Origin of the sequence: Brevundimonas lutea (assembly GCF_003704105.1) — a bacterium.
In the GTDB taxonomy this organism is placed as follows: Bacteria; Pseudomonadota; Alphaproteobacteria; order Caulobacterales; family Caulobacteraceae; genus Brevundimonas; species Brevundimonas lutea.
Genome location: NZ_QUOQ01000008.1, coordinates 168,894 through 180,281, shown reverse-complemented (window position 1 = coordinate 180,281; position 11,388 = coordinate 168,894). Strand labels below are relative to the sequence as shown.

The window sequence follows — 11,388 nt, the reverse complement described above, 5'->3', positions numbered from 1 at the left end:
CTCAGGGCGCGCGCCGCAGCTTCGGTGGCGTCGACCACATGACTGAGATCGGGCTCGCGCTGGGCGGTGATCGGGGTCGGCACGCAGATCAATACGGCGTCGCACTCTCCGAGACGCGCAAAGTCGCCCGAGGCTTCGAACCGCGTCTCGGAGATGTGTCGCGCCAGTTCGTCGCTGGGCGCCGCCGCGACGGGCGACCGCCCGGCGTTCAGCTCTGCGACCCGCTCCGGATCGACGTCTAGGCCCAGAACCCGGAACCCGGCGCGCGCCGCCGCCGTCGCCAACGGCAGGCCGACGTAGCCCAGGCCGACGATGCCGATGACCGCCGAGCGATCAGAGATGCGGGCGAGCGCCCGGTCGAGAGACATATGGAGTTCCTTGGCGTCGAGGCTCGGCATCACTGCCCCAGGATGCGGTCGTACACCAGACGCGCGCGCTCGACCTGTGCGGCCAGCGGCATCAGGTCGCCCTGAGCGTCGCCTCCGAGAAACGCGCGCATCTGGCCCAGCACGCCCGGCTTGAGGCCGCCATCGCTCGATGTGTCAAGGTCCACCGGTTCCCAGGTGAAGGTCCGCGCGCGCTGCACCGAAAGCCCTTCGAGGGGCTCCAGCAGCAGCCGTTCCTTGGGGGATCGCACATCGACCGACCACCGGCCGGGCGCGTTCCAGTCGGCGAGATAGCTGAACAGCGCCCCCGCCCCCGTCCGACCCTGGCCGGCAAACACCGCGCCCGCCGGGTGCCACGCCAGCTCTCCCGCCACGCTCGCCGTCAACGCCTCGGGTTCGCCCGCCAGGAAGAAGGCCGTGTCGATCACATGAGTGGAGTTGGCGTAGAGCCAAGCCGCCTTGATGGCGTCCGCCGTCGGCAATTCCGCCACGCGCCAAGCGAGCTCGGTGAAATCGAAGCGCACACTGGTGGCGCCGCCGTCCTCCGCCAGCCGCCGCCGCGCTTCCTGCACCGAGGCGTAGAAGCGGCGGTTGTAGCCGATGAAAACCTTTACGCCGGCCGCTGTCGCGGCATCGGCCAGCCGCGCCAGCTCGTCCTCGCTGGTGCCGCCGGGCTTCTCGACCAGAATGTTTTTGACACCCGCCCGGATCAGGTCGTGACAGACCGGCGCGAGACCATCCACGGCCACGGCCACCACCGCGTGGGTGGGCGCCTCATGCCGCGCGATCCAGTCTGTTCCTGTCGCGGCGAGAACCGTCAAACCGGTCTCGGCGGCGATGCTCTCGGCTCGCTCTGTCGAGCGCACCAGCAGGGTCGGCTCGACACCCAGGGCCTTGGCGGCGCGGGCGTGCTCGACGCCCATCGGTCCCGCTCCGATGATCAACACAGTCGAAATCCTCAAACTCAGGTGATGGGCAGACCGCCCGACACATCATGACCCGCCGCCTCGAAGATCGGCGTCAGAGCCTCGATCAGCGGCGCATGGGCCAGCCGGGCCTCGGCCAGGGACGCCACCGGCGGCTTCTCGCCTGCAAGCAACGGCGAAACCACCGCCGCCGTCAGTTCGCTCTGATAGGGAGAGCGTCCGACATCGATCAGGGTTTCACCTGTCTCGACGTCGGTGACCACGCCGGCCGCCTCATTCACGCTCCAGCGCCCGCGCGTGCTCTCGATCGTCAGACCAGGCTCTGCGTCGGGCCGTTGCACCACAACCAGCCGGCGACCGCCAAGGCCGATGGTGAGCTGGCCCTCAACCTCGAAATAGCCGCTGCGTTTCGACGGGATGATCTGATCGATCGCGATCCCCTCCGCACGCGGCGCTCCGCCGCCCGACAGAAACTGCATCAGGTCAATGAAATGCACGCCGTTGCAGGCCAGTCCCCAGTTCGGGCCCGCCTGGGTCATGGTCCAGTCGGCCACGCCCTGCAGCCGCTCGCGCAGCGCCTCATGCAGCGGCCACTGCCGTCGAGGACAGTTGACCCAACCCGCGGCGCCGGCATCGGTAAGCGACTGCTGAGCCCCATCGAAGTCGTCCATCGCGGAGAAGGCCACCTTTTCCAGCAGGACATGGTCCGGCGCGTGGCGGTCCAGCACCTGCCTCAGCAGCGCCAGCCGTCCCTGGGCCGACGTCGCCAGAATGACGATGTGTGCAGGCTCCGGTTCGGCCTCCGCGACGAAACGGCCCTCGCCTTTCCATTCGCTCCGGGCCAGCTCACAGCGCTCCGAAGACGGATCGACGCCGACCAGCCGGATTTCGTCGCTCAGCGCCGCCAATCCCTGCAGATGGCGAAAGCCGATGTTGCCCAGTCCGTAAAGATGGACGACAGGTTTTGCCATGGCCCAGCGTGTCCCGCCCTTGTCTGAGGAAGATAGCGCCAACCGGCGCGTCGTGAGGCGCTGCCTAACCATAATCCCCGTCCAAGGCCAGACGCGGCGACGGCGGCGTCCATGATCGACGTCAAGGCCCTCGCCGACGCCCTTGAGGCCGGACGCTTCGGCCATGTCGAGCGCATGGCGGAGGAGGCGCTGGTGCGCGGCGTCCTGCCGCCAGAGGCGTTTTCGCTCTGGATCGAGGCCCTCCTCCGCGCCAAGCGATCGCCCGAAATCCTTGCTGCCGCCGTAGCGCGGGCGCGGCCCGAGCCGTCGTCGCCTCTTCTCCGCAACGCCCTCACGGCCTGGCGTCGTCAGGCCGCCGAAGCCGCCCTGGCCAAGGACTGGCTGGCCGCCGAGCGTCGCCTTGCGGCTCTGGGTACGCTGGGTGGCGGTCCCGACCTGAATCTCGCCGCCTGGCTCGCGACCCGCCGGCCCGCGCTCTTGGAACGGCTGGTGGGATGGATTTCCGACGCCTTGGCCGAAGACCGCATCTCGCTTGTGCCCTTCGGCCTCCAAGCGCGATTGGAGGCGGTCGCCCGAGCGGCTGAGGGAACCGGCGACGCCTCTGTCGCCGCCGCTCTGCGAAACGCGGCGCTCGCCCTTCCTGAAGCGACGGATGATTCGCAGAGCAGGGATGACCCTGCCGCGCCGAACCTGATGGCCGACGCCCTCCTGCACGGGGTCGACGCCACCGTCATCGCCCGTCTGCACGAAGCCCTGACCTATCATGGATCGATCGATCAGCTCGCCGACCTGGTGGCTCTCCAGCGCGCCGACCGAGGCGCGGTCGACCTGTCCCTGGGTCTATCGCCGGGTCAGCTCAGCTCGCCCTCCGGCCGGTTTCTTCGCGCCCTCACCGCCTGGTCGCACGACGACCTAACCGCCTTGCGCCACGCCCTGCTTCCGTCGGACCCGGCCGTGGAAGGACTTGTCGAGGGCTATCCGGACCTGGCGGAGGCTCACGCGCTTGTGTCGTTCCAGAGTCTGGGCGATCGCGCCGCCTCGCCGGGCCCAATCCTGCGACTGGTCGAACGCACCGCCGTGGTCGAAGCCCTGCCGGCGGACGATGAGACGGTGGCGCTAGCCCCCCCCGGCCAGCGGACCGGCGCGGAGCGAGCCCTGCCCTGGACTCTGCTGGGTCGTCCCGGCCTGGTCGAGGACTGTCGACGTCTGGCGAACGCCATCTCCGAAGCAGTCTATGGCCTGGATATCCCAGAGACGACCGTCCCGCTCTTCCAGCCGGTCCTCAGGCGGGCCCTCACCGCCGAGCTGATCGTGCGCACGGCCGCCGTGGCGAATGCGGACGCCGCCCTCAAGGCCCGCACCTGGGGCCGGATCGAACTCATCGCCGCGACGCCGGGCTGGGCTGAAGCGGTCGCGGCCCTCGCCCAGCGCACGGGTGTCGGCGCCGATCTCGCCTGGGGCGTGGCGCAAATCTCTGCGGTGCGTCGCCTTAACGATCGCCTCGCCCACGGTGGGACACCTCAGGAAGCGCCCGTCGGCTCCGACGCACCGATCGAAACCCAGCGTGTCGGGGCGGAGGGCGGCGTTCTGGTTCTGGCCACCGAGAACCGTCCCGACCTCCTGTCGGGCCTCGAGCCCCTGCTGGCGCGGCTTGCCGACCACGGCCCCACCGGTCTGCTGTTCACGCGCATCGGCCGCGCCGATTCGCCGAATCTCGCCGATGACGTCATCCAGTCTCCCGCCCTCGGCCGCGTGGGCGTATCGGTCCTGGACGGTCAGAGGCTCTGGCGCGACGGCCCCCTGGACCAGACGGAACTCGGAAGGGGGCTCGCCACCCTTCGCGACGCGTCTTGGCCGACCGTCGTCGGCATGACGGTCGATCCCCTTGTGCGCGGGCTGCTGGGGCGCATCCTGGCGGGCCTTCGCGGCTTTGACGCCATTGACCAGGCAGTCCGCCAGTACGCCGCGCAGACCCGTCCCCGCGCCGTGATTGCGCCAGCGACCCGCAGCCCCGTGACCGACGCCGCCCTGGCCGTCTTCGCGGATCTGGGCGTGGCGACGGTCTCGCTTCAGCTGGTGCAGAATCCGATCGCCAATGGCCTGATGCTGCCCGGCGCCGCGCGCCATCTGGTGCTCGATGAGGCCGCCCGCGCCGACTACATCCGCCTTGGCGCGGACGCGGCGGCGGTCACCGCCGTGGGGTCGATCCGTCAGGACGTCGAGTCCGGCACAGGCGCCGACGACCCACCGCCCTGGCCCTATATCCTCGTCGCCACTCAGCCGCTGGGAGAAGCGGCCATGCGCCCACTGGTCGAGGCGGCGGCCGGGGCGATCCGCTCAACCCAGGGACATGGCGTGGTGGTCAAGCTGCACCCGTCCGAGACCGACGACGTCATCGACCGCTGGCGAACCTGGTTCGATGCGGAGGGCTTGGGCCGGCGCGCGCGCGTGGTGCGGGACGCCGTCCTGCCCCCCCTGCTCCGCGACGCCGCCGCTGTGGTAGTTCGTCACAGCAACGTCGGCATAGAGGCGGCCATGCTCGGCCGCCCGGTCATCACGCTCGGCGACGCGGCGTCCGATGGCCTGTCGCTTTCAGCGTTGGGTGTCGCCGCCCAGGCCGATGACAGCCGGCAGGCCGCGGCGATGCTGACGCGAATTCTGCAGTCCGGCGAAGAGCCCGCAGGGCTGGCCGAAAGCCGAGCCGCCTACCGCGCGGCCAATCCGTCACTGGCGCCGGGCGCCGTCGATCGGGTGGTCGCGGCTCTGCTCGGGCCCCGGACCTAGGCTCCGGCGCGAACCTGATCGCGGGCGGTCGCCGCAAGCTCGTCCATCTTCGAGCGAATCTCGCCTTCCGAGACGTTCAGGCCCGAGCCCTTGAAGTCGCCGGCGATCTTGCGGAACACGTCTTCCTCGCCCGGCTGTTCGAAATCGGCGCGCACCACGGCCTTGGCGTAGTCCTCGGCGCTTTCCGGCGACAGGCCCATCTTCTCGGCCGCCCACAAACCGAGCAGCTTGTTGCGGCGGGCCACCGCCTTGAATTCCTGCGCCTGATCGAGCGCGAACTTGCTCTCGAAGCCTTTTTCGCGATCGTCGAAGGTCGTCATTCCCGTCAAGCCTTTGGCGGACCTCGCGGCCCAAACGTCGCCCGTCTATAGGGCCGCCGCAGATGAAGGCAACCGAAAGCGGCGGTCGCTCTCCGGTTTGTGTGGACGCCGGGGTTCCGCTAAGGGAGGGACTCGCATCCCCGCCGCTCAGGCGACCGCTCACAGACACCCTTTTCACCCCGCGCCGCCCTTGTCCCGAGGACGCCGGCGCCGAACCCGTTGGAGCGCCGTCCAGGCGCCCTGTCACCCGGAACCGCGATGAAGACGAACCGCAAGAAGGTCTATGAAGGCAAGGCCAAGATCCTGTTCGAGGGGCCCGAGCCCGGCACCCTGATCCAGTATTTCAAGGACGACGCCACCGCCTTCAACGCCCAGAAGAAGGCGACTCTCGAGGGCAAGGGCGTCATCAACAACCAGATCAGCGAGTTCATCATGAGCAAGCTGAATGGCATCGGCGTCACCAACCACTTCATCAAGCGGCTGAACCTGCGCGAGCAGCTGATCCGCGAGGTCGAGATCATCCCGCTGGAGGTGGTGTGCCGCAACATCGTCGCCGGTTCGATGAGCCAGCGGCTGGGCATCGAGGAAGGCACCCCCCTCCCCCGCTCGATCATCGAATTCTACTACAAGAAGGACGAGCTCAACGACCCGATGGTCACCGAGGAGCACATCACCGCCTTCAACTGGGCATCGACCCAGGAACTGGACGACATGCTGGCCATGACGGTGCGGGTGAACGACTATCTCTCTGGCCTGTTCGCCGGCGTCGGCATCACCCTGGTCGACTTCAAGATCGAGTTCGGTCGTATCTGGGAAAACGACTTCGCCCGCGTCCTGCTGGCCGACGAGATCAGCCCCGACAGCTGCCGGCTGTGGGACACCGCCACCGGCGAGAAGCTGGACAAGGACCGCTTCCGCCGCGACCTGGGCGACGTGATCGAGAGCTACACCGAGGTCGCCCGCCGTCTCGGCATCATGAAGGGCATGCCGACGGTGATCCAGGGGGGGCTGCACTGATGGCCAAGGTGAAGGTCCACGTCTTCCTTAAGCCCGGCGTGCTGGATGTTCAGGGCAAGGCCGTCGAGGGCGCGTTGCAGGGGCTAGGCTGGCCGGGCGTCTCCAACGCCCGCGTCGGCAAGCTGATCGAGTTCGACCTCGAGGGCGCCGAAGACCCCGCCGCCGAAACCAAACGCATGTGCGAGACCCTGCTCGCCAACACCGTCATCGAAAGCTACCGCATCGAGGTCGAATGAGCCGGCTGGGCAAGGGCGTCCTCGTCGCCTTCATCGTGCTGGGCTGCCTGATCTTCGCCTCGGCCCTGGCCGGCGGGCTGATGGACGATCGCGCCTTCACGCCCGAGGCCAAGGGCGCGGCGCACTGACGCGCGAACCGGCGCGCCGCCCCGGCGTTACCCCTGCTGGCCGATCTGCAGGGAGCGCCGCATGACCTTCACCCTCACCTCCGACGATTTCACCGACGGCGCGACGCTGCCGGACGATCAGGTCCAGGCCAAGGGTAACCGTTCCCCGCATCTGAGGTGGTCTGGCGCTCCGGAGGGGACCAAGAGCTTCGCCATCACCCTCTACGACCCCGACGCCCCGACCGGCTCGGGCTTCTGGCACTGGACGGTGGCCAACATCCCCACTGACGTCACCGAACTGTCCGCCGGCGCCTCGCCCGACGGCGACATGCCCAAGGGCGCGATCCAGGGACGAACGGACTTCGGCAAGCCGGGCTTCGGCGGCGCCGCTCCGCCTCCCGGCCACGGCCCGCATCGCTACATCTTCACCGTCTTCGCCGTGGACACGGACAAGCTTGACGTCACCGCCGACGATTCCGGCGCGGTGTTCGGCTTCAACCTGCATTTCCACACCATGGCCAAGGCCTCGATCACGGGCGTTTACGAGAACGAGGGCTGACCGCTCAGGCCAGCGCCAGGCTCATCTCCCCGCCGACCCACTCGATCCGCGACCGCTCCAGCGCCGCCTGGGCCGCCGCCTCGTCGCCCAACGCACGCTCCGCCTCGGCCAGCAGCCAGTAGCTGTAGGGGTCATTCGGCCAGTCGATCAGCAGCGCCTCCAGCGTGGATTTCGCCGCAGCCGCGTCGCCGCCGGCGAGCATCGCCGCCGCCAGACTGCGCCGGGTCGGATACCAGACGATCGGCGGATCGCCGCCCTCCTCCCTGGCCGTGGATTTCGGCGGCGCGGCCATAGGCGATGCGAGCCGCCGCCCAGTTCTCCTCCAGCATCGCCGCGCGTCCCTCGAGGATGCGCTGACTGATCTCGGTGAAGCCGTCCTGATTCTCCGCCGTCGGGCCGGAGAAGGTCGTCGCCGCACGGATGGCCGCGATCGCCTGAGCCTCTTCACGCACCAAAGCCGGGTCGCCCGCCCGCGCCGCCGCCTCTCCCCGCGCATAGTGTCGGCTGATCCGAAGCAGCGGCTGACTCGCCGGCGGCTCCGCCAGCGCGGCCACCTGTTCGGCCGAGCCATAGCGGCCGTAGATCGCATAAGCGTTGTTAGCCGTGAACTGCCGCCACAGATTGCTTTCCGGGATCTCCGCGAACACATCCATGAAGGCGTCGGCCAATTCCAGCCCCTCGTCGCCCGCCCCCGACATCAGCGCGCCGCCCATGCCGAAATGGATGTTGTGGCCGTGCAGCGGCATACCGTTGATGCCACCCGGCGGACGCGCGAGTTCGTTGTAGCGGTGGTCTAGCGCCACCGCGTTGACGTTCGACATCATGGCGTCGCGGTAGCGGCCGACACGGTAGAAGGTGTGCGACGGCATGTGCACCAGATGGCTGGCTCCCGGCGCCAGTCGGGCCAGCTTCTCGCCATAGGGGATGGCCTTGTGCGGATCGTCCGACCATTCCGTCAGGTGGATGTAGAGATGGATCGCCCCCTCGTCGTCGGGATCGACCGACAAGGCGTGCTCCAGCAGGCCCATGGCCCGCGTGATGCCGGGATTGGCCGCCTTGCCGTCCGCATCCCACCAGTCGTAGTCGGCCAGCATCCAGGCGTCGGCCGTCACCGAGGCCAGCAAAAGCTCGTTCGGATTGCGCCGCGCGACGCGGTCCATCCGCTGGGCGAAGCGCGCCGCCCGCGTCTCTTCCTTGCCGGAGTAGCGCTGGATCAGGGCGTCGATCATCTGGCGCTGCCAGGGCGTGGCGTCACGCGACAGCCGCCGCGCCTCGCGAGCCGTGGCGAGCGCCTCCAGCCGTGTCTCCTCTCCGCCGCCGCCACCGTTCAGGTTCGGCCCCATGGCCCAGGCCTCGCCCCAGGCGCACAGGCCGCAGGCGGGATCGAGCAGCCGCGCCTTGCGGAACGCACGCACGCTCTCGCCATGTTCGAAGGCCCAACGCAGCCTGACACCATGGTCGAACCACGCCTGCGCCTCGCGACTGTCGGTATCCACCGCCAGGCTGTAGTCGCCGAAGCCGTCGACCTTCACCATGTCGGCGATCGGCGCACCAATGTCCTCATCGCCGGAGGGGCCACAGCGCGGCGCCTGATCAAGGGCCTCGATCACCGCGCGGTCCGCCGTGGCGTCGGCCACCGCCGCCGGTCCCAGGAAGGCGGCAAGGGCCGCCCCCAGCATCCATGAACTCGCCCGCATGTCGGCCTCCCGTGACGGGCGGCAATCTGCGCTGGAAACAAGAGGTTCGGCAACCGCCGATCAGGCGGCGATCTGTTCCGGCTCGCCCGCCTGGACCTTCCGAACCGGCAACACGACGCTGATGGTGGTGCCGACGCCCAACTCGCTCTCCATGACCAGCTCGCCGCCGTGCAGCTCGACCAGCGACTTGGTCAGGGCCAGGCCCAGTCCGGTGCCCTGGGTGGTCTTGGAATGCTGCCCCTCGACCTGTTCGAACGGCGTCGCCAGGCGTGGCAAATCCTCTGCCGAAATACCGATGCCGGTGTCGGCCACGGCTACGCGCACCCGATCGTCCAGCGCCTGGATCGACACGGTGATGCGCCCGCCCGCCGGCGTAAACTTCACCGCGTTGGACAACAGGTTCAGCATCACCTGCTTCAGCGCGCGATAGTCCGCCTCAATGTCGGGCGAGTCCTCGGACTCCAGGGTGATCTTCAGCTCCGCCTCCTCAGCGCGGCCGCGCATCAGGCGAATGGCGTCCTGACAGACCTCCTTCACCCGCACGTCCTCGTATCGCAGCGTCAGCTTGCCGGTCTCGATCTTGGCCATGTCGAGAATGTCGTTGATCAGGCTCAGCAGATGCTGGCCGGACCCCAGAATGTCGGCGGCATATCCCTTGTACCGCGGGTCGCCCAGCGGCCCGAACATCTCTCCGGCCATGATCTCCGAAAAGCCGTTGATGGCGTTCAGCGGCGTCCGCAACTCGTGGCTCATATTCGCCAGAAACTCGCTCTTGGCTTGGTTGGCCGCCTCAGCGCGCACCATGGCGACCTCGTATTTGCGGGCGAGCTGCGACAGGCTTTCCTGGCTGGCCTCCAGCTGGTCGATGGTCGCCTGAAGGCTCTCCGCCGCCTTCTGCCGCGCGGTCTCGGACTGCTTGATCAGGGTGATGTCGGCGGCGCTGACCACCGTGCCCCCGTCCGAGGTGAACCGCTCCGACATCTGCAGCCAGCGACCATCGTTCAGTTCCACCTCGCGCACTCCCGCGCGCTGGGTCGGCGAGGCGTAGGCCCCCTTGATGGCCAGAGACGCGATCCGGTTCAGTTCATCCTTTGGCGCTCCGCGCTTCAGATGCCCCTCGGCGAAACCGAAAGCGTCGGCGAAGGCCTCGTTCCACAATACCAGCCGCCCGTGACGATCGAACAGCACGAAGGCGTCGGAGACACTCTCGATGGCGTCCTGCAGCCGGCTCTGTGCCGCGACGGCCATGGCCCGCGCCCGCCGCGCCTCGGTGATGTCCAGGGCGACCCCGAGAATCTGGACGTAGCGCCCGTCCTCACGCTCACCTCGGGCCTGACCGCGCGCGTCGATCCAGCGCGGCGACTCGCCTTCAGGGTCGACGCGAAAGGTGACCTCGAATGTGCCATAGGCGGCCGCCTGTCTCAGGGCATGCGTTACCCGTTCGCGATGCTGCGGATTGACCTGGGCCAGGACCTTTTCGGCTGAGGCCGCCCCGCCGCGCTGGAGACCCAGCAGGGTCGCCATATAGTCGCTCAGCACCACTTCGTTCTTGCCGAGATCCCATTCCCACACCCCGCAGCGGGCGCCCTCGACCGCGACGCGGAAGCGCCGCTCGGTGTCTTCCCACACGCGCGAGACCGTCTGCGTCCGCCGGCCCTGCAGCCACAGCAGCAGCGTCAGACCACCGCCCAGCACGATGGGGATCAGCAGTTGCCACAGCGCGATCCAGCGCCCGGCCCCGCCGGTCGCCGCCTGGCCGTAAGCGCGCACACTCAGTCCGGTCATCTCGCTGACCGCGACCCCGTCGGCCGTGGCGGCGGGAGGTCGTCCCTCCCCGGCGACGCGCTCGCCGTCCGCGAACAGGGCGATCAGGACGCCTTCAGGCGGGCGCGGCGACACGCGGGCCACGATCGCCCCGCCGCTATCGGCTCTGGAGACCAGAATCGCGCGCCCGTCGCCGCTGGGGATCCAGGGAACGCCCTCTGCTTCGGAGGCGGCGGCGAACAGGCTCGGCTCAGCGCCTTCGGAAGCGATGACGTCGCCCGCGCCGTCGATCACCGCGACGGGCGTGTTCCAGTCGCCGGTCCCGAGTGAGGCCTGCGCCTGGGCGCGACCTCCGGACCACGAGTCGGCGATCTCGCTCAACGCCAGGCGCGCCTGCGCAACGTCGGCGTCCAGTCGGGCCGCGGTGATGGCGGCGGCGCTTCTCAGCGAAGCTTCACGCTGGGCGCTGGCCGTCAGCGGCGCCTGGCGCATTTCCTGGGCGTAGATCAGGGACAGGCCGGCCAGACCGAGAGCGGTGATCAGCACGCCGATCCGCACCCATAGGGGCACGGCCACGGCCCCGCGCTTGTCGGCGGCCCGGCGTCCCCATCTGAAATGGCG

Annotated in this window: 12 protein-coding genes; 5 read left to right on the top strand and 7 right to left on the bottom strand. The window is 68.9% G+C overall.

Annotation, left to right across the window (positions count from 1 at the left end; all coding sequences use genetic code 11):
• The 3 genes from EES48_RS14405 to EES48_RS14395 form a co-directional block, all read right to left on the bottom strand.
• A partial coding sequence (locus tag EES48_RS14405) for an NAD(P)-binding domain-containing protein (protein ID WP_240623390.1) occupies positions 1–398 on the bottom strand: 398 nt, incomplete at its 3' end.
• Positions 398–1,333 carry a Gfo/Idh/MocA family protein gene (locus tag EES48_RS14400; RefSeq protein ID WP_162998185.1) on the bottom strand — a complete coding sequence of 312 codons (936 nt, stop codon included), beginning with the start codon at positions 1,331–1,333 and terminating at the stop codon, positions 398–400. The genes EES48_RS14400 and EES48_RS14405, both read right to left, overlap by 1 nt.
• 17 nt (positions 1,334–1,350) lie before the next feature.
• The gene (locus EES48_RS14395) at positions 1,351–2,283 is read right to left on the bottom strand and encodes a Gfo/Idh/MocA family oxidoreductase (RefSeq protein WP_122468834.1); all 933 of its coding nucleotides are present in this window, start codon (positions 2,281–2,283) and stop codon (positions 1,351–1,353) included.
• Positions 2,284–2,394: 111 nt separating this feature from the next.
• Between EES48_RS14395 and EES48_RS14390 the strand changes: the two genes are divergently transcribed.
• Entirely contained in the window at positions 2,395–5,067 is a 2,673-nt protein-coding gene (locus EES48_RS14390) for a capsular polysaccharide export protein, LipB/KpsS family (RefSeq protein ID WP_122468831.1), read from the top strand.
• Here the strand turns inward: EES48_RS14390 and EES48_RS14385 are convergent.
• Positions 5,064–5,387 (bottom strand): DUF1476 domain-containing protein, encoded by a 324-nt coding sequence (locus tag EES48_RS14385; RefSeq protein ID WP_122468829.1) that lies wholly within the window; start codon positions 5,385–5,387, stop codon positions 5,064–5,066. The genes EES48_RS14390 and EES48_RS14385 overlap by 4 nt on opposite strands.
• A 258-nt stretch (positions 5,388–5,645) precedes the next feature.
• Here EES48_RS14385 and purC point away from each other — a divergent pair, with 258 nt between their 5' ends.
• The 4 genes from purC to EES48_RS14370 all read left to right on the top strand — a co-directional run bounded on the left by purC (position 5,646) and on the right by EES48_RS14370 (position 7,306).
• Positions 5,646–6,404: a phosphoribosylaminoimidazolesuccinocarboxamide synthase gene (gene purC, locus EES48_RS14380; RefSeq protein ID WP_122468826.1), complete on the top strand. Its 759-nt coding sequence runs from the start codon at positions 5,646–5,648 to the stop codon at positions 6,402–6,404.
• A complete protein-coding gene (gene purS, locus EES48_RS14375) occupies positions 6,404–6,640 on the top strand; it encodes a phosphoribosylformylglycinamidine synthase subunit PurS (RefSeq protein ID WP_122468823.1) in 237 nt (78 codons plus the stop codon). The genes purC and purS overlap by 1 nt, the downstream gene beginning before the upstream one ends.
• A complete protein-coding gene (locus EES48_RS15275; protein WP_276309640.1) occupies positions 6,637–6,768 on the top strand; it encodes a hypothetical protein in 132 nt (43 codons plus the stop codon). The genes purS and EES48_RS15275 overlap by 4 nt, the downstream gene beginning before the upstream one ends.
• A gap of 61 nt (positions 6,769–6,829) precedes the next feature.
• Positions 6,830–7,306, top strand: a complete 477-nt coding sequence (locus tag EES48_RS14370) for a YbhB/YbcL family Raf kinase inhibitor-like protein (RefSeq protein ID WP_122468821.1) — start codon at positions 6,830–6,832, stop codon at positions 7,304–7,306.
• 4 nt (positions 7,307–7,310) lie between these two features.
• On the opposite strand, the gene EES48_RS15050 is transcribed toward EES48_RS14370, so the two are convergent.
• Genes EES48_RS15050 through EES48_RS14360 form a run of 3 tightly spaced genes read right to left on the bottom strand, consistent with a single transcriptional unit; the run spans position 7,311 to position 11,343 of the window.
• Positions 7,311–7,508, bottom strand: coding sequence for a tetratricopeptide repeat protein (locus EES48_RS15050; RefSeq protein ID WP_205679485.1), 198 nt, complete (start codon positions 7,506–7,508; stop codon positions 7,311–7,313).
• Positions 7,438–9,003 carry a hypothetical protein gene (locus EES48_RS14365; RefSeq protein WP_205679484.1) on the bottom strand — a complete coding sequence of 522 codons (1,566 nt, stop codon included), beginning with the start codon at positions 9,001–9,003 and terminating at the stop codon, positions 7,438–7,440. Before EES48_RS14365 ends, EES48_RS15050 begins: the two co-directional genes overlap by 71 nt.
• 60 nt (positions 9,004–9,063) lie before the next feature.
• Positions 9,064–11,343 (bottom strand): PAS domain-containing sensor histidine kinase, encoded by a 2,280-nt coding sequence (locus EES48_RS14360; protein WP_240623389.1) that lies wholly within the window; start codon positions 11,341–11,343, stop codon positions 9,064–9,066.
• Between the last annotated feature and the right edge of the window lie 45 nt (positions 11,344–11,388).